Here is a 17881-nt window from a genome sequence, read left to right on the forward strand (position 1 = left end):
TCTGCGGTGTGGTCCGTAGCAGCCTTGGGCGATCTCCCCGTGATCAGGCAGACGCGCATCATGGATGCGACAGGGGCTTGATCCCTTACAACCCGACACGCGAAGGGATCCTGCGAAGGAAACCCGTACGCGAGCCAAGCCCCGGTTGACGGACAGACCGCAAGCACGGCGACACATCGGTCGCGGATGGCCTCGGCCATGCGACGGCGGCGACGGGCCTGGGATCGGGATGTCGCTGCGGACCGGAACCGCCCCATCATCAGACGCTTCGATATGAGCGAGGGTCAATCGAGACCGATGAGACCAAACCAGAACAGACGGATGCGCGGCCGCAACCGCCCGAAGGGTCCCAACCCGCTCACCCGGTCCTATGAATCCAATGGGCCCGACGTCAAAATCCGGGGCACCGCCCAGCATATCGCCGACAAATACGCCCAGCTCGCGCGCGATGCGCAGGCGAGCGGCGACCCGGTCGCCGCAGAAAACTATTTCCAGCACGGCGAGCATTATTTCCGCATCATCTCCGGCGCCCAGGAGCAGAACCGGCAACAGGCCGGCGGCTATGCCCGTGGCGCCTACGACGACGACGGCGACGACGGTGACGACGAGGGCCAGAACGGCAGCCCGCAGGGCTATGCCGCCGCCAGCTACGCCGCCAACGGCTACGGCGACGATTACGGCGACCAGCCCCAGCCCTACGAGGGCCGGCAGGAGAATCGCCAGGAGAATCGCCAAGACAGCCGGCAGGAGGCTCGGCCCGACACGCGTCCTGAGAACCGCCAGGACGCGCCGTCCGACAATCGGCAGAACCGCAACGACCGGCCCGAGCGCCGCGACCGCTTCCAGAACCGCAACGACCGGCCGCAGCGCTTCGACACCCCGCGCTTCGACAACGGACCGCGGGACGGACAGCGCACCGACGCCCCCCGCCAGGACTACGGCCGGCAGGATCAGCCGCGAGCCGACTACGTCCGGCAGGACCGGCCTCGCAACGATCAGCCCCGCGACGGCGCCCGCCAGGACCAGCGGACGGACTACGTCCGCAACGATCGCCCGCGCCACGATCAGCCCCGCCAGGATTACGCCCGGCAAGACGGCGGCCGGCAAGACGGTGCCCGGCAAGATGGCCCCCGGCAGGATGCTCCGAGGCAGGACGTGCCGCGCTTCGATCCCGCACAGCAGGAGCAGCCGCGGCAGGAGGCCGTTCGCCAGGAACCGGTTCGTCAGGAGCCCGTCCGTCACGAGCCGGTCCGGCAGGAGGTTCCGCGCAGCGACGAGCCTCGGAACGATGCCGTTCGTCCGGAGACCTCGACACGGAGCCGCCGCCGCCGGGAGGAGCCTGCCAGCCGGCTTCCTCTGGAGGATCAGGCCGCCGCTCTGCCTGCCTTCCTCATGACGCCGCCGCGTCCGCCGGCACCGGTGGAAGCCGCTCCCGAGCCGCAGCCGGTGCCCGGACCGGACGGGGACGACGAGGCGCCGCGGGCCGCCGCCAAGCCCCGCCGCCGGCGTCGCCCCCGCTTCGAGGGCGTCGACGGCGCCGAGGCCGGGTCCGGCCCGACCGAGGGCGGCGACACCGAATAAGCTGGCTTTACCCGATCACGCACGGCCGCCCCGATCGGGCGGCCGTTTTCGTCTCTCCGTCCTCGCAGATCCAGTTGTCCACCGTATCCTGGCGGCGGCCGAGGGCATTATCCCGTCCAGTCGCGATAGGCGCGGACGCGGTGGACGAGCCGGGTCTTGCGCGACGCCTCGCCGAACGGCGCCAGCGTCCAGTCCCATCGCCGGTCCGGTTCGGGCATGGTGATCCCGAACAACAGGTCCTCGCACGCGACCGCCTGCCCGCCGCGATCCTCCTCGACCTGCTCGACGTCGGTGAGGAGGCATACCTGCGCGGCAAGGCCTGCGAGTCCGTCGAGATGGGCCCTGACGATGCGGGCACCGAGATCTGGTGGAACCCGGCCCCGTGCCTCGAAGGTGTCGAGGGGCAGGATCGCCAGTTGCGACAGCACGTTGGCCGAGATCACGAGATCGACGTCGGGGGAGCGACAGAGATCCGGCAGCGCCGGCGCCAGGTCGCTGCGGCGTCCGAGCAGCCAGTCGATGCTTCCGCTCAGGTCGGCGTCCACCAATCGAACGTGCCGATACCGCCGCGCCCGCCGCCGCGCCGGCCAGGGATGGACGAGATCGACCAGAACGACGGACCGGAAGGCCTCGGCCAGGGCCTCGAGGGGAACGTCGTCGAGGAGGCCCGACCCGAGGACCACCGCCGTGTGACGCCGAGGCAGGCCACCGATGGTTTCGACGACGAAGGCCCGCGACAGGTCGAGGTGGGGCCGCCAGGCGGCGCGGCAGCGGCGCGAGCGCGACAGGAGCCAGATGCTGTCGCGCACGTAGCCGAGGCGGCGGACGTCTCTCGCCGCAGGCGTGATCAGGGAGCCGAGCCAGTCCAGCAGCATGTCGGGCGCGCCGCGGCGCCTCAGCGCGGCGTTCGGGGGGCCGCGCCGTGGGCGCCGACGGTCACCACCCGCATGGCGGTCGCCACCGGCATCGCCTGGAAGGCCGCGAAGGCGCCGCGCAGGTCCTCCGGCGACGGAGGCGGCCCGGGTTTCGACAGGAGGAACAGCTTGAAGATCCCCCAACCGAAGCCGACCGAGCGGACGAGGTAGAGCAGCGGCTCGTAGGCCGTGGCCTCGTAGGCTTGCCTCACCCGATCGACCGACGTTCCCGAAAATCCGGCCAGGGCGTCGAGGCACTCGGTGATGCGGTCTTCCGCGAACCAGGCGGCGATCCGCTTTTCGTCTTCGTCGCAAACGGCAGCGGGGTTCGATCGAACGGGAGCGGGTGGCTTGCGCAGGGCCGGCCAGCACGCTTTCGGGACATCGCTGCGCCGACCGATCGTATCGCGCAGGATGTCGTCCGTCCGCGATCGCGCGACGATCGTCTCGAACCCCTTGCCGGATAGGCGGGCCCCCTGGTTGGCCGCCACCGCGTGGACAACGGAGCGGTCGCCGCGGGTGACGAGGACGTCACTGACGCGTTCGCTCAGGCTCTTGCGCTTGGCCAGGGCATGCAGGTGATCCTGGCCGCGTTCGGCGGCCAGGATCATGAGATCGTCCTCGTCGAGTCGGGTCGAACGCGACAGGATCGGCGCGGCGACGCTGACCTCGGCATCGTAGGCGAGGTCGCGTACCACGGACCGCGGCGCGTTCGGAATGTCGGCCAGCCGATCCGACAGGGAAGCGCGAGCCTGCGGCCCCACCGTTCCGATCAGGCGGTGGAGGACCACGTCGAAGGCCTCGACCTGGTCGTCGTCGATGCGGTCGGCGACGCCCACGAAGAGATCGGTCACGCGATCGAGCATGCTCTGGCGCGCCGCCCCGTCACCGCCGGCGACGGCCTGTTCGACATCCACGAGGAGCGGATGATTCATGTCCCCTCAGCACCCACCATCAGACCAGCCGCGATCTTGCGGGAAGGAGGTTTAAAAGACCCTCACGCACATCGATGCGCCAGGGCACGTATTGTCGCCGGCTCTCCATTCGCTCCGGGCCAATCCCATCGTGGGCAGTGCAACATGGTATTGGGAACCAAAGCCGGCCCGCACGACTTGCGCCACCGAGCGATCGGTCGCTCGAAAGTCCGGAGTTCCCGTGTCCACCATCATCCGCATCCTCCTCGCCATTTTTCTGCCGCCCGTCGCCGTGCTGATCACCACCGGCATCGGCCTGCAGTTCTTCCTCAACATCGTGCTGACGATCCTCGGCATCATCCCGGGGATGGTTCACGCCCTGTGGATCATCATGCGCAAGGATTGACGGCCTGGGGCTCCTGCAGCTGTCGGGAGCCCACCCGCGGCTCGGCCGAGCCGGCGGTGAAAACGGCGGATCGTCGAGCCGGTCAGGACGGCCGAGCCCGCACGGAGTCGCCGCCGAAGACGACCTGGCGGCGCATGGCCGGCATGAACAAGGTATCGAGCATGCGCGGTCGCCCCGCGCTCACCGAATCCAGCGCCTCGTGGTGTTCCGGAGCGAGGACGAGGTCCAGGGCGGCGATGTTGTCGGCCATCTGCTCGACGCGGCCGATGCCCATGAGGGTCGAGGTCACACCCGGCCGCCGCATCACCCAGGCGAGGGCGACACGGGCGGCCGACGTGCCGATTTCGTCGGCGATGCGGCGCACGACCTCGACGATGGCCCAGTTGCGATCGGTGAACAGGCTGTCACCGAACGGGTTCGCGCCGTCGAGACGCTTGTCGCCGGCATCGCGACCTTGGCCGGACGTCGCCGCGTCCCGCGGCAGTCCGGCCGCCCTCGGAGGCGATGCCTCGACGACGGCGCGGTCGTACTTGCCGGCGAGCAGGCCGTAGGCGAGAGGGCTCCAGGGCATGATCCCCATTCCGAACTCCGAGGCCATCGGCACATGCTCGGCTTCGATATCGCGGTTCACCAGGGCGTAGAAACCTTGCAGCGCGATCGGACCGGGCACGCCCCGCACGGCCGCCAGGGTCGCGAGTTTGGCCGCGAACCACGCCGGGGTGTTCGAGAGGCCCCAGTGGCGGATCCGTCCGGACCGGACGAAGCCGGTCATGGTCTCCAACACGTCTTCGGCCGGCGTGACCGAATCCCACACATGCAGCCAGAACAGATCGATATGGTCGGTCTTCAGGCGGGATAGGGACCCCTCGAGCGCCGCGTGGAGGTGCTTGGCGCCGCTGCCGCCGGCGAGTCGGCCCTTGCCGGTGGCGAAGCCCGCCTTCGTCGACAGGACGATGCGGTCGCGCAATCCCCGTTCGGCGACGAAGCGCCCGATCATCTCCTCGCTGCGACCGTCCGCATAGACGTCGGCCGTATCGACGACGTTGCCGCCCGCCTCGACGTAGGCGTCGAAGATCGCTCGCGATTCGGTCTCGCCCGACCCCCAGCGGGCGGTTCCGAACGTCATGGTCCCGAGGGCCATCGGGCTCACGACGAGGCCCGACCGGCCGAGGGTGCGATAATCGTCCAACGGCATTGAGGTGTTTCCTATCGATCGATACGAAACCCTAGCACTCCTTGCCTCGCCGCGTCCAGGGTTTCATATTGAACGCTATGGAATTCGATGAAGACACTCCGCGTCGGAAGGCCGGTCGGCCGTTGTCGTTCGATCGCGATGCGGCCCTGCACCAGGCGATGCTGCTGTTCTGGCGGCATGGCTACGAGGCGACGTCCCTAAGCGAGCTGACCGCCGCCATGGGCGTGAGGCCACCCAGCATCTACGCCGCCTTCGGCGACAAGAAGGGTTTGTTCCTCGCCGCGGTCGACCGCTACCTGTCGGGCCCCGTCACGCCCGAGACGATCATTGCAGGCGCTTGCTCCGCGCGTGCAGCCGCACTCGCCTTGCTCGACGCCTCGGTGATCGGCTTCACGGGAACGCAGACGCCGCCCGGCTGCCTGCTCGCCAGCGCCACGATCAGTTGCTCGGCAGAGGCTGTCGACGTTCAGCGAGCGCTCACGGCGATCCGCCAGCGCATCGAGGCCCAACTGAGGGAGCGCATCCTGCACGGGATCGACGCGGGCGAGATGCCGCCGGAAACGGACGCGGACGCCCTGGCGGGGCATGTGATGGCCGTCATCCAGGGGTTGTCGACCCTCGCGCGCGACGGCGCGGCGCGCGACAAGCTCCAGCGTATCGCCGCTTCCGCGATGCGGGCGTGGCCCGAGCCGGCCTGAGCGGCCATCCTTCAGGTGGTGGTAGCCAGCGCGGCCAGTGCGGCAGGCAAGGCGCCCATGAGGCGGAACGCCTCGCGTGCATTTTCCTCGGCCAATCGCTTCACCAGCCCGGCGCGTCCTCCGAACTGAAATCCGAGCTGGCTGGCATAGGCGGAACAGGCCCTCTCCTTGGCCGCCTCGGCCTCGGGCGCAAAGCCGATCGTCACCGATTCCAGCCGTGAGAAGCTCTCGGCGAACGGCTCCTTCGGCGTCTCATGACGCACGGTATAGGGAAAGTCGCGCCACCACAGGATCGGTGTGCCGGCTGCGCGCTGCGAGACGTTCGCCTGCAAGGCATGGATCACCTGGAGGTGGTCGACATGCCCGCCGATGCCCTGTGGCGCCAGGATGAGGTCGGCAGCCGTCTCGGCGATCAGGTCGCCCAAGGCCGGGCGCAGATCGTCGACGATGGCATCGTCGGCCCGCAGGCCGGCGAAGAGCTGCGGCGCACTGCCGTAACCGCGGTGCGGCGCCTCGCGAAAACCGAGGTGGAGCGGGCGCGCGACACCGAGGGCCGTGGCTGCCGCTGCGTCCTCGGCTCGCCTGAGCGTCATGTAGTCGACGTCGGGTCCGAGGCCCTTGTCGGTCTGGCAGGCCAGGGCGAACCCCTTCGGATCGGCGACCGAGCCGGTGAAGACCGTCGCCATCACGACCGTCCAGCCCGACGCCGCGAGGGTCGCGAGCGTGCCTCCGCAGGAGAAGGCGGCATCGTCGAGATGCGGGGACAGGGCGAGCGCGGTGGGCATCGCTACAGCAGGTGCGGTTCGGCGCGGAAACGGCAGGACGGATCGTGCGGCAATGTCTCCTCGAAGGCAGGATCGGGAAGCTCGCCGGCGATCTCGTCGTAGACTGCCATGATCCGGCGGCCGACGCTGTGCCACGAGTAGACCCGACGGCATTCGGAGAGGCCGTCCGTGGCGAGACGCCGCCGCAGGTCGTCGTCGACCACCACCCGCGTCAGGGCCGCGGCGAGGGCTGGTACGTCGCCCGGCTGCACCAGGAGACCGTTCTCCTCGTCCCGCAGGCAGTCCGACACCCCGACCGAATGGGTCGAGACCACGGCAAGCCCGGCTGCCATCGCCTCGAGGATGGTGTTGGAGAAACCCTCCGCATAGGTCGGCGACACGAAGACATCGGCCTGCGCGTAGAGGGCAGGCACGGTGTCGTAATCCGCGTAGCCGGTGAAGCGGATCTCGGCCTCTCCCAGGCCGCGCTCGGCGGCCAGGTCCTTCGAGGCCTCAACGTCCGGCCCGATGCCCGAGACGATCGCCTCGAACGGCGTACCGGCGTCGCGCATCCTCGCCAACGCCTCGATGAAGTCGAGCACACCTTTCCGACGGTCGACCCGTCCATGGTAGAACAGGCGGATCGGACCGGGCGCGCGCGTCTCGACGGGGGTGAAGCGGGCCGTATCGACCGCGCCGGGCACGATCGTGAAGCGATCCGGATCGGCACCGAGCCGGTCGCAGACCTCCCCGACGAAGGAGGCGCCGCCGATGAGCAGGGCGTTGGCGTGCGCGAGCACCGCGCACATGGCGACCCGATGGGTCTCGCAGCAGGAGCCGACCCAATGGCCGTCTCCGCCCTGGATCGAGACGACGGTGGGGAGGCCGATTGTCCTGGCCGCGATCAGGGTCGCCCAGCCGGTGGGGTAGCCGTACTGCGCATGCAGGACGTCGAAGGGCGAGCGCGCATGTTCGGCCACGATGGTCTCGACCATCGTCGCGATGTCGCGCTCGAAGTCGCCGTTCGTCTGCTCGCCGATCTGTTCGAGCCCGATGACGCGCACGCCGGGCACCGCCGGCGGCGGGCCGCCGCCATAGACGCGGGTGCCGAAGGCGTCGCCACGGTACTGGCTGATCATCGTCACGTCGTGACCGGCGCCCACGAGTTCGCGCAGCAGGTTCTGCGCATAGACGCTCATGCCCGAGATCGCGGGAAAATAGCGCCGGCTGACGAAGCAGATCCTCATGCGCGACCGCTCCGCGGTGCGCACGAATGGCGAATGGTGAATGGCGAATGGATCGCCCACCTGCTCGTCCGTTTCCTAGCCATTCGCCATTCGCCATTCGCCGATGTCATGCATGCCTCCGGGCTTCGCGCAGATAGGCCAAAGCCTGGGGGATCATCACGTCGGCGCGGTGGCTCTCGCGCGAGAGTTCGACGCAGATCAGCTTGCCGAAGGAGATCGATTCCAGGGCGGTGAGGACGCCGCCGACGTCCATATCGCCCTCTCCGAACGGCAGGTGGACGTGGACGCCCCGCGCCATGTCCTCGATCGCCACCGTGCCGATGCGCTCGGCGAACTCGGCGATCGCCGCAGCCGGCTCGCGCTCCTGCGTCACCAGGCAGTGACCGGTATCGAGGGCGAGACGCAGGCCCTCGATGTCGAGCCGCGCGAAATCGTCCAGGGTCTCGATCAGCATGCCCGGTTCCGGTTCGAGGCAGGGCACGACGCCCTGCGCCTCGGCGTAGGCGACGACATCCGCCACGCCGTCCCGCAGCCAGCCCATCGCGTCCGCGGAATCGACGCCGGCCTTCGGCACGCCGGCCCAGAACGAGACCGCCTCGGACCGGAAGATGGCGGCGATGTCGATCGCCCGCTTGAGAAACCCGATCCGCCGCAGCCGCGCGGAAGCGTCGGCCGTCACCAGGGTCGGCTCGTGCTTGGCCTTCGGATCGAGGAGGAAGCGCGCGCCGGTCTCGATCACCGATGCGAGCCCGAGCCGCTGGAGCCGACTCGAGACCCGCTCGGTCTCCTGCACCCAGCCCTCCGCGAACGGATCGAGGTGATGGATGTCCAGGGTGATGGCGACACCGTCGTAGCCGGCGTCCGCGATCAGATCGATGGCATCGTCGAGGCGGTGGTTGGCCGCGCCGTTGGTGTTGTAGGCGAAACGAAGCGTCATGCGACGATCCTCTCACGGCACCGCCACGTCCGGCCTTCTCCTGTCTGTGAGAGAGGCAAGACCGTCCGTCCGAGCCCCTTCACGCCGCCCAGCCCTGCTGCTGCAGGCGGAACGGCGCGTGGTGCGATTCCGGCTCGCGGTAGAGCGGGTAGTGCCGTCCGACGATGGTGTCGGCCAGTGCCGTATCGAACAGCGGCTGGCCGCCGAACCGCTCGATCGCCTCCGGATTCAGGCGCACCGGCCGTAGGGTCTCGCTCGCCTCCCCGAATCGGATCAATGGATGGTCGCGCTCGATCAGCTTGCGCGTGTTGCGCTCGCCGATGCGGTGATAGCTCATGGTCTCGACCTCGAGCCCCGGCACGATCGCCTTGACGATGCCGACCCCGGAGCCGGGGGGCGAGCAATCGACGTAGAGGACGTCGAACCCGGCCTCGTCGAGCCGCTCGCGGGCGATGCGGCCCCTGGCGTGGCCATCGGGGGCGGGGGTCGTCGGCAGCTCCGTGAAGGGCTTCGTGCTGCGTTCGGAATAGACCGTGTCGGCGAGGACATCGCGCAGGCCCTCAGTCGGCAGCACGATCCAGTCGAGCATCGCGCGCAGCGCCCTACCCTCTTCGAGGTCGAGGCTCGGCAGGGCCTTGCGGATGAAAGCGTCGACATAGCCCGGCGGGGTCACGCGCTCGGCAAAGCTCAAGGGGCCGTGGCCGAAAGCCTTGCGGACACGGGCGGCCTGGAATTCGAGCAGGGCCTTGCGCAGGGCCCGCTCGCGGTCGGGATCACAGGCCTCGCCGCAGGCCGAGAGCGCGATCGGCACGGGCGTGTCGGCGAGATCGCGGTCGTAGCCGACCACGTAGACGTTGGTGAGCCCGAACTGGTCGGTGGCGAACTTCGGCAAGGCGCGGATGCCGAGGGCATCGAGGCGGTCGAGCATCGCCTGCGTCTCGGGGCCGAGCCCTTGTGAGACGTCGAGCATCACACCCTGGTCGAGGGCGCGGAACAGAAGGCCGTTGCCGTCGCGCTGCAGCAGTTCGAGGAGCCCGTGGCCGAGGGCGAACGCCACGTCCGGGCCGGCGCCGAGGCCGTTGGTGATGAGATTGGTGAAGGGCGTGTAGCCCTCCGACAGTTCGAAATAGTCCGTGGCCGCGATGTCGAGGGGCATCAGCACGGTCTCGGACGTGCGGGCCCGGACCGCCGGGGTCCATTCGAGCACCGTATCGCGCCCGACAGGGCTGCCGGCGGGAAGGCAAAGGGTGAGCGGATCGGCCACCGCGCCGGCGCCGAAGACACGCACGAGGTCGTGGTAGGAGCCGCGCTCCTTCTTGCGCGGCATCACCGCCAGCGACGGCATCAGGTTCTCGGCAATCTCGGCCACCGCGCCGATCAGCGCCTCGTCGTCGGTGGCGCCGTAGCCGATCCCGCTCGGCATGGCGCCGACGAAGAACGGATCGTCGAGGAAGAGCGAGACGAACCACACCGGAATGCCGGTCCGGTCGAGGGGCGCGAGGGAGAAGCCGACGATCCGGCCCGGCGGCAGGATGTCGAGATAGGCCCGGACCGGCTCGGGCAGAGCGGAGGGCAGGCCCTCGATCCGTCTGGCGGTGCCGTAGCGGTAGGGGCGCGGAGCCTTCACGCGGGCGTTGCGGGCCCGTCCGTCCTGATCGTTCTCGCTCACGTCGGGTCCGTCCTGTCTCTCACGTCGTCGCCGCGGCGTCTGCGGCGGGTGGCATGCCGTAGGCGCGGGCCAGAAGCCGCATCGTGTGGAGGTCGCGTTCGGCGCTATAGGCCGTCCGTTCCCCGGGGCGCCGCAGGGCGGAGCCGAAGGCGCGGACCTGTTCCAGGAACGGCGAGGCGGCCGCATCGAAGGCGACAGCCTCGGCCAGCCCACTTGTACCGTCGGTGAACGTCAGCGACCCACCGGCGACCTGACCCATCGTGTCGATCGCCGTGAACTGGCCCCGTGTTCCCACCACCTCGAGGCGCCGGCGCGGCAGGGCGTCGGGGCAGTTGTAGGCGACATGGAGGTTGGCGAGGACGCCGCCCGCGCTGCGCCCGATCAGCAGCGCACCGTCGTCGACGGTGTAATCCTGTGCCCGGCTCTGCGTCAGGGCGGCGATGTCGACGATGGGCTCGTCGAGGAGGAAATCCACGAGGTCGAGCCCGTGGGGCGCGAGATCCATGAGGGCGCCGCCACCCGCCCTGGCCGGGTCGATCCGCCAGTTGTCGAGGTCGGCCCGTGAGGTCCACTCCCGGCCGAGCCAGCAGGCGTAGAGGATCCGGATGGTCGTGACCGTACCGATCCGGCCGGAGCGGATGTCCTCGCGCATCGTGCGATGGGCGGGGTGGTGGCGCTGGTCGAAGGCGGTGCCGTAGAACGCGCCGGTCGTGGCGATCGCGGCGGCCATGGCCTCGGCGTCCGCGAGACCGGCCGCCATAGGTTTTTCGCACAGGATCGCCTTGCCCGACGCCGCTAGGGCCTCGACGGCGCCGCGATGGAGGTGGTTGGGCGTGGCGACATAGACCGCCTCCACGTCCGGCTCGGACAGGAGGCCATCGAGGGTCGCGTGGGCGCGCGTGCCGTCGGCTTCGGCGGCGGCACGGGAGGCCTCACCCGGATCGCAAACCGCCACCAGCCGGTGCCCGGCTTCGCGGATTCCGGGGGCCATGTAGTCGCGGGCGACCCAGCCGTAGCCGACGATGCCCCAGCCGACGTCGTCCGCCATCACCACCGCTCCGGCAGGTCGACGAACTCACGCCGCCGCACCCGTTCGGCCGCCGGGGTCGTCTCTCCGCCGACCCAGTCGAGCACTTCGGGTCCGGCGGAGGTCGGCGGGTAGGTGGCGCGGGCGGCATATTCCGCCTCGTAGCGTTCGGAGGGCCAGGCGATCCCATACCGGCCTGAACCGTCCGGCCGATAGAGCGGATTGAGGCGCAGCTGTGTTCCCTCGCGCGGCAAGGTGATGCCGTCGACCACGGTGCGGGGGGCGGGCCGCATCCCCGGCCCGGCCACCACCGAGAAGGCCTCCACGCCCGTCATCTCGGACGGCGCTCTGGGCGCGGGAGCGCGACCGGCGAGGAGGGCACGGGTGAGCTCGTCGTCGTCGTAGACGAGACCGTCGGGGAACAGCTCGTCGATCTCGGCCGCAGACACCGCCTTGCCGGCCGAGAAGCCGGGACGGGCCGCATTATGAATATGGCTCAGGGCGAGCCACCCATCGTCGCCGGCGTTGCGGCGCAGATTGTCGAGGACAGCCGCCTTGTCGTCGAGGAAGTAGAACGCATCGTTGCAGACCACGAGATCGACGGGAGAGCCGGCGATGGGCCAATGCGGCGACCCGGCATCGAAACAGAAGAGCTGAGCCTTGGCGTCGAGGAGCCAGTGGCGGGCGACCCAGAGCTTGGCGAAGACGACATCACCGCCGGCGACCTTGGCGCCGTGGGACTGGAATTCGCGCAGGTAGTGGCCGATGCCGCAGGCGAATTCGAAGATGCAGGTGGGATCGTTCCAATGCGCTTCGAGCAGCGTCAAGCCGGCGAGATAGGTCGGATCGGTCCAACGGTGCAGGAAGTAATCGCCGACCCGCCCCCAACCGAGGTGCCGGACCGCATCGCGCAGGCTCATCGTCTCGCGGTCGCGCACCAGGGCATGCAGGTCGATCGGATCGGCCGCCGGTCCGGTCCACCAGTCGTCCTGATCGGCGAGTAACCCTTCGAGGGCGAGGCCGATCTCGCCGGCATCGAGCAGCTTCAACGTCAGTGCGACGAGATCGTCGCGCCCGGTGCGCAGGTACGGGATGCCATCGACCGAGGGCCACCGGTCCCCGGTCACGGCATCGCGCAAGGAATGCGGCGTGTCGGACCGCAAGGGATGGCCGGTTGCCGGGGAGAGAAGCTCGAAGGGAATCATCGCAACCGCCCCGCGCCGTCGAATGGGACGCTCACGGGATGCGCATATCCCTGAGGACGCGGTCGTGGAAGTCCTTCACGGGACCGGCGTGCACGAGTTCCATCTCGGTGAGCACGGTGCCCATGGTCAGCGACGCCGCCCGCAGGTGCTGCGCGATCTGGAGAACCCGGTCGATGGCATCGGCGGCATGGAACGCCCGACCCTCAGGCGTGGAATCGTCCGGAAGAACGGTTCTCGCCGCCTCGATCTGCGCGCGCAGCGGAGCCGCGATCTCCTTCAAGGCCAATTCGGTCGTCCGTGCCATGATCGTGGCGAGATGCGGCCCGAGCAGCATTTCGCCCGTGAACCCGGCGTCCGGCATCATCGCGTTATGGAAGTGATGGCTCATCCCGGCGAGAAACACGGTGGTGGGGTCTGCGCCATAGAACGGACTCAGCACGACGCCGTAGACAGCGACGACGAGGCAGTGTTCGGCATGGTTCTCGGGCGGTTCGAGCAGGATCCGCGCCTTGCCGGGACAGGTCACCCCCGCACGCGGCTGATCTGCGAGCGCCTCTACGAAACCGGGAATCGGACCTGCCCGCATCGCCTCGCGACGGCGCAGGCGTAGTCGCAAACCCTCCAACAGCCCGGAGTCGACATTCGCCGCCACGGCGTCGAGGCCAGCGACGAGGACATCCCCCACTTCCCCGCGGGAGAGACCCGCGGATGACAGGAACGCATCGTCGAGATCGCAGAGGCGAGCGGCCGCCAGGGCCTTGGCGGTGATGTCGAGCGCCACCGTCGCAGCATCGGCCCCGGCCGTGAGCGCCGACCAGCCCTGAAAGAACAGGCGCTCGGCGATGGAGCCGAGACGCCCGCTGGAATGGACGCGCTTGAGGTCGTTGAGCTCGACCAGGAGGTCGCGCAGTGCGAGGGGGGCGAAAGCCCCCCCCACGTCGGATGTCGGCATCAATGCACGCCGAGCCAATTCAGCAGCATCGTCTGCTGCTTCCCGAAGTCGTGCTCCGGACCATGGCCGTTCTTCACCATCGGCGCCTTGAAGAAGCTCGACAGCTGCTCCTGCACGCCGCCGTCGCCACGCTTCTTGGCGAGGTCGAGAACACGGGCGATCTCGATCACCAGCGGGGCGGCAAGGATGGAGTCCTTGCAGAGGAAGTTGACCTTGATCTGCATGCGCTGACCGAGGAACCCGGTCACGTCGATGTTGTCCCAGGCTTCCTTGTCGTCGCCGCGGGGCCGATAGTAGTGAATGTGGACCAAGTGATCCTCGACCGGGTAGCCGAGGATCGAATCCAGCACCGTACCCTTGGTGTTGAGCTTGGACTGGAGCGAGGCCGGATCGTTGAGGGCGAGGCCGTCGCGGTTGCCGAGGATGTTGGTGGAGAACCAACCGTCGACATGCAGAGCACGCGCCTTCAGCGCGGGGGCGAGCACGGTCTTCATCATGGTCTGGCCGGTCTTGCCGTCCTTGCCGGCGACCGGGACGTTCATCTCCCGGGCGAGGTCGAGAAGCGCGGGTACGTCGGCGGCGACGCTCGGCGTGAAATTGGCGTAGGGCACGCCGCTCTTGATGGCCGCGTAGGCATAGAGCATCGCCGGGCTGATCGCCTCGTCGCTGGCGTCGAGCCCCTTCTCGAAGGCGGCGGTCGAGTTCAGGACGGGGTCGGAGAGGTCGGGCCAACGCTCGGTCGAGGCCAAGTTGATCACGACGACCTCGTCGAGATTGCTCTCGAGCCGAAACCGACGGAGGTCGTTGGCGATCACCGATACCGCCTCGCGGTGATCGGCGGCGACGATGCGATTGGCGCCGTCGATATTCTTGCAGAACTTCGCGCTACCGACGGCCGGCCAAGGCTTGATGCCCTTGAGCACCTGGGCACCGTTCTCGATGTCCTGCTTGGTGAGCACGCCGTGGCCGGTGGCCGCGGAGGCGAGGTCGTCGTCGTTCAGGTCCCAGCCGCCGAACACGAGGTCCTTGTAGTCGGCCAGACCGGCCACCGAGATCCCCGCAAGAGGCAACCCGTCCAGGTGGTTCGAGCCGGTCTTGATCATTTCGATACCGGCGATGGCTGTGGTGGCGACGGCGCCGCCCATGCCAACGAAGGCAACGCCGACACGGCGCGCGGTCTGCATGCTCATGGGGAAGAGACTTCCTTACTCTGATCGACGAGGCAGCGGCTCGGAGCCGCATGCTCGTCCGTTCGGTCTGGCTAAACTGGGACAGTCCCCGTTCGTTCCAAGTCCGGCGATGGGGCCTTATTGCCGCGCCCAGGGTGAATGCGGACCGAACGGATCGTTAAGGGCGGGTCCGCGAACAGGCTTAACCGTTCGTTAAGCGTGCCACGGTTGGATCATGTCGCTGTCCCATTCTGGTCACAGCCTCCCGCGAGACGTCCGCTCGCTGAACTGACCGAAGCCGGGCCCAAGAACGCCACGGCACGAGCAAGGAATGACAATGGGGGTTATCCCGGAGCCGGCGCTCTGCGCCGACGACGTGAGCCGTCTCGTGCCCAACGAGACCATCCTTTTCCGCCGGCCCGGACCGAGGCCGACACTGAAGACCAAAGGCCTGCGTCACCGCACGGCCAAGATCCTCGCCGCCGGTTTCCTGCTGGCCACCGGACTACCGCAGAGCGCCCTCGCTCCTGCCGCCCTGGCTCACGACCGGATCGACTTCGACGTCCGTCGCGCAACGGCGGCGGTGAACACCGAATCGTTCACAGAACGCGGTGCCTGGTCCGGAGTTCCCGTGATCGAACAGGAACCGCCTACCCTGGCACTGATCGAGACAGACCTCGCCTCGCTGCCGCAACCGGCCGAGTCCGGCGATGGCGACAGCTTGCGTTTCGGCGACATGACCGTGCCGCGCCCCCTGGTCGAAGCGATCCTGCGGGCCTCCGAGGAGACCGGGGTCGATCCCGTCTACATGATGGCGCTGGCCGACAAGGAGTCGAGCTTCTCCACCACGGTGAAGGCGTCGACCTCGTCGGCGGAGGGGTTGTTCCAATTCCTGTCGGGCACCTGGCTCGAAGTGGTGCGCCAGTTCGGGCGGCGCCACGGGCTCGACGCCGAGGCCGCCGCCGTGACCGGCCGAGGCCGGGGCATCACCGTCTCGGACGATGCCATGCGCACCCGCGTCCTCGCCCTGCGCCAGGACCCCTACGTCGCCGCGCTGATGGCCGGCGAGCTGATCAAGCGCGACCGCGACCGGATCGCCCAGCGGATCGGCCGAGACCTCAAGACGTCGGAGCTCTATCTCGCCCACTTCCTGGGGACGGCGAGCGCCGGGCGCTTCCTGACCCTGACCGAGGAGAAGCCGGCGCAGGTCGCCAAGGCGGTGTTCAAGTCGGCGGCGAAGGCCAACCGCAGCCTGTTCACCCAGAAGGAGGGGAAGGGCCGGCGCGGGCTCACCGTCGCCGAACTGCGCCACCGCATCGACGGCATGATCGACCGCCGCCTCAACCAGTACGAAGGCGTCGCGGCCCTGGGAGCGGCCGCCCCCCGCGAGACCGCCGGTCGTACGGCCCCCGTCCCGGGGGTCATCCGGGTCTCCGAGGCGCTGCCGTAGCGCCTCGGGGTGGCGCCGCCTCAGGCGGCGCGGACGGTGGCGAGGAACCGCTTCACCTCGTCGCCGAGATGGTCGGACTGCTGCGACAGGCCGGATGCCGAGGTCAGGACCTTGCCGGCCGCCGTACCCGTGCTCGCCGCCGCGTCGGCGACGCCGCTGATGTTGACGGTCACCTCGTTGGTGCCGGCGGCGGCCTGCGAGACGTTGCGCACGATCTCCTGCGTCGCCGCCTCCTGCTGCTCCACCGCGGCGGCGATGGTGGTGGCGACGAGACTCATCTCCCGCACCCGCGCCGTGATGCCGTCGATGGCCGACACGGCCTGACCGGTCGCACCCTGGATGTCGCCGATCTGACGGGCGATCTCGTCGGTGGCCCGCGCGGTCTGGTTGGCGAGTTCCTTGACCTCGGCGGCGACCACGGCGAACCCACGCCCGGCCTCTCCGGCCCGCGCCGCCTCGATGGTGGCGTTGAGGGCGAGCAGGTTGGTCTGGCCGGCGATGCTGGAGATGAGGCCGACGACCTCGCCGATCCTGGCGGCGCTGTGGCTGAGGGCCTGGACCAGGGCGGCGGTCTCGGCGGCCTGGGTCACGGCGGCATTGGCGAGGGTGGCGGACCCGTCGACCTGACGGCCGATCTCCGACACCGACGAGCCCAGTTCCTCCGCCGCCGAGGCGACCATGGTGACGTTGGTGGCGGCTTCCTCCGCGGCCGCGGCCACGGCGGTCGACTGGCCGGCGGTCTCGGCGGCGGTGTGGGTCATCGTGGTGGCGGTGGACTGAAGGTCCGTCGCGGCGGCCGAGACGGCCGCGACGATGCCGCCGACCGCGCCCTCGAAGGAATCGGCCATGTCCCGCATCGCCGCCTTGCGCTGCGTCTCGGCGTCGGCACGGGCGAGTTCCGTGTCCCGCTCCAGGGCGCGGTTGCGGATCATGCCCTGCTTGAAGACCTCGACGGACGCGGCCATGGCGCCGACCTCGTCGCGGCGACCGATTCCCGGCACCGTCACCGTCAGGTCGTTCGAGGCCAGGCGCGACATGGCCGCGGTCATCGCCCGAAGCGGCTTGACGATCCCGACGTGCAGCGCGAGGAGGCTGAGCACGCCGGCCAACGTCATCACGGCGAGGCCGACCATCGCCGTCGTGCGAGAGGTCTCGGCCGCGGCCTTCGCCGTCCGTTCGCGGTCGACGAGAAGGCCGCGCTCGGCATCGGCGATCTCCTTGGCCTTGGCGCGGAAGGCATCCATCCTGGCCTTGCCGATCCCGGAGGCAACGAGGTTCCGCGCCTCCCCCTGCGTCGCCGGATCGCGCATCAGAGCCAACTGCGGTGCCGCGACGTTCGTGCGCCATGCACGGGCGAGGCCGTCGAGCGCGGTCAGACGCTCCTGCTGCACCGGGTTGTCCGCGGTGAGCCGGCGCGCCGACGAGAGGCCGGTCTCGTAGGCCGCTTCACCGGCCTTCGTGGGCGCCAGGAACTGTTCCCCGCCAGTGATCAGGTAGCCACGCAGGCCGGTTTCCTGGTCCGCCATCGCCGATGTCACCGTATTCACGGCCGACAACACCTGATGCGTATGATCGGTCCACTTGGCGGCGTCTTCGCTGGTGGCGACATTCCGAAGGTTGATGACGGACATCGCGACGGCGACGAGTGCGACCACAGCGAGCGACAGCCCGATCTTCACGGCAATCTTGAGGTCGACGACTTTTGATACCATGGAACGGAGAAGCCTTTTATTCCGATTTGTCGCGACTACGG

At 69.1% G+C, this 17881-nt stretch carries 16 protein-coding genes; 4 read left to right on the forward strand and 12 right to left on the reverse strand.

Features of this window, described 5'->3' with window-relative positions:
* The first annotated feature begins 321 nt into the window (after window positions 1-321).
* Window positions 322-1581 carry a DUF4167 domain-containing protein gene (locus ASG40_RS19420; RefSeq protein ID WP_055889572.1) on the forward strand — a complete coding sequence of 420 codons (1260 nt, stop codon included), beginning with the start codon at window positions 322-324 and terminating at the stop codon, window positions 1579-1581.
* A gap of 107 nt (window positions 1582-1688) precedes the next feature.
* Here the strand turns inward: ASG40_RS19420 and ASG40_RS19425 are convergent, their stop codons facing one another.
* Complete coding sequence (locus ASG40_RS19425) at window positions 1689-2456, reverse strand: hypothetical protein (protein WP_055889574.1); 768 nt, start codon at window positions 2454-2456, stop codon at window positions 1689-1691.
* Between the two features lie 20 nt (window positions 2457-2476).
* A complete protein-coding gene (locus tag ASG40_RS19430; RefSeq protein ID WP_055889579.1) occupies window positions 2477-3430 on the reverse strand; it encodes a DUF2336 domain-containing protein in 954 nt (317 codons plus the stop codon).
* Between the two features lie 220 nt (window positions 3431-3650).
* On the opposite strand from ASG40_RS19430, the gene ASG40_RS20895 reads away from it, so the two are divergent.
* A complete protein-coding gene (locus ASG40_RS20895; protein ID WP_082524165.1) occupies window positions 3651-3815 on the forward strand; it encodes a YqaE/Pmp3 family membrane protein in 165 nt (54 codons plus the stop codon).
* An 82-nt stretch (window positions 3816-3897) separates the two neighbouring features.
* Here the strand turns inward: ASG40_RS20895 and ASG40_RS19435 are convergent, their stop codons facing one another.
* Window positions 3898-5010, reverse strand: coding sequence for an aldo/keto reductase (locus ASG40_RS19435; protein WP_055889581.1), 1113 nt, complete (start codon window positions 5008-5010; stop codon window positions 3898-3900).
* 122 nt (window positions 5011-5132) lie between these two features.
* Here ASG40_RS19435 and ASG40_RS19440 point away from each other — a divergent pair, with 122 nt between their 5' ends.
* Window positions 5133-5708: a TetR/AcrR family transcriptional regulator gene (locus ASG40_RS19440; RefSeq protein WP_200944285.1), complete on the forward strand. Its 576-nt coding sequence runs from the start codon at window positions 5133-5135 to the stop codon at window positions 5706-5708.
* 11 nt (window positions 5709-5719) lie between these two features.
* On the opposite strand, the gene ASG40_RS19445 is transcribed toward ASG40_RS19440, so the two are convergent.
* The 8 genes from ASG40_RS19445 to ASG40_RS19480 form a co-directional block, all read right to left on the reverse strand.
* On the reverse strand, window positions 5720-6493 hold the full coding sequence (locus ASG40_RS19445; protein WP_055889586.1) for a PIG-L deacetylase family protein: 774 nt from the start codon (window positions 6491-6493) through the stop codon (window positions 5720-5722).
* Window positions 6494-6495: 2 nt separating this feature from the next.
* Window positions 6496-7719 (reverse strand): glycosyltransferase family 4 protein, encoded by a 1224-nt coding sequence (locus ASG40_RS19450; protein WP_055889891.1) that lies wholly within the window; start codon window positions 7717-7719, stop codon window positions 6496-6498.
* Between the two features lie 106 nt (window positions 7720-7825).
* Complete coding sequence (locus ASG40_RS19455) at window positions 7826-8656, reverse strand: sugar phosphate isomerase/epimerase family protein (RefSeq protein WP_055889587.1); 831 nt, start codon at window positions 8654-8656, stop codon at window positions 7826-7828.
* A 79-nt stretch (window positions 8657-8735) separates the two neighbouring features.
* Window positions 8736-10325 carry a YcaO-like family protein gene (locus ASG40_RS19460; RefSeq protein WP_055889589.1) on the reverse strand — a complete coding sequence of 530 codons (1590 nt, stop codon included), beginning with the start codon at window positions 10323-10325 and terminating at the stop codon, window positions 8736-8738.
* Between the two features lie 19 nt (window positions 10326-10344).
* Window positions 10345-11373, reverse strand: a complete 1029-nt coding sequence (locus ASG40_RS19465) for a Gfo/Idh/MocA family protein (protein WP_055889593.1) — start codon at window positions 11371-11373, stop codon at window positions 10345-10347.
* Window positions 11373-12557 carry a class I SAM-dependent methyltransferase gene (locus tag ASG40_RS19470; RefSeq protein WP_055889596.1) on the reverse strand — a complete coding sequence of 395 codons (1185 nt, stop codon included), beginning with the start codon at window positions 12555-12557 and terminating at the stop codon, window positions 11373-11375. The genes ASG40_RS19465 and ASG40_RS19470 overlap by 1 nt, the downstream gene beginning before the upstream one ends.
* Before the next feature lie 31 nt (window positions 12558-12588).
* Entirely contained in the window at window positions 12589-13509 is a 921-nt protein-coding gene (locus ASG40_RS19475; protein WP_055889600.1) for a hypothetical protein, read from the reverse strand.
* Entirely contained in the window at window positions 13509-14699 is a 1191-nt protein-coding gene (locus tag ASG40_RS19480; RefSeq protein WP_055889602.1) for an inositol-3-phosphate synthase, read from the reverse strand. Before ASG40_RS19480 ends, ASG40_RS19475 begins: the two co-directional genes overlap by 1 nt.
* A gap of 316 nt (window positions 14700-15015) precedes the next feature.
* Between ASG40_RS19480 and ASG40_RS19485 the strand changes: the two genes are divergently transcribed.
* Window positions 15016-16128 (forward strand): transglycosylase SLT domain-containing protein, encoded by a 1113-nt coding sequence (locus tag ASG40_RS19485; protein ID WP_055889608.1) that lies wholly within the window; start codon window positions 15016-15018, stop codon window positions 16126-16128.
* A 20-nt stretch (window positions 16129-16148) separates the two neighbouring features.
* Here ASG40_RS19485 and ASG40_RS19490 read toward each other — a convergent pair whose 3' ends face one another.
* Window positions 16149-17840: a methyl-accepting chemotaxis protein gene (locus ASG40_RS19490; RefSeq protein WP_055889611.1), complete on the reverse strand. Its 1692-nt coding sequence runs from the start codon at window positions 17838-17840 to the stop codon at window positions 16149-16151.
* Window positions 17841-17881: the final 41 nt, after the last annotated feature.

It is taken from the genome of Methylobacterium sp. Leaf399, assembly GCF_001424525.1.
Lineage (GTDB): Bacteria > Pseudomonadota > Alphaproteobacteria > Rhizobiales > Beijerinckiaceae > Methylobacterium.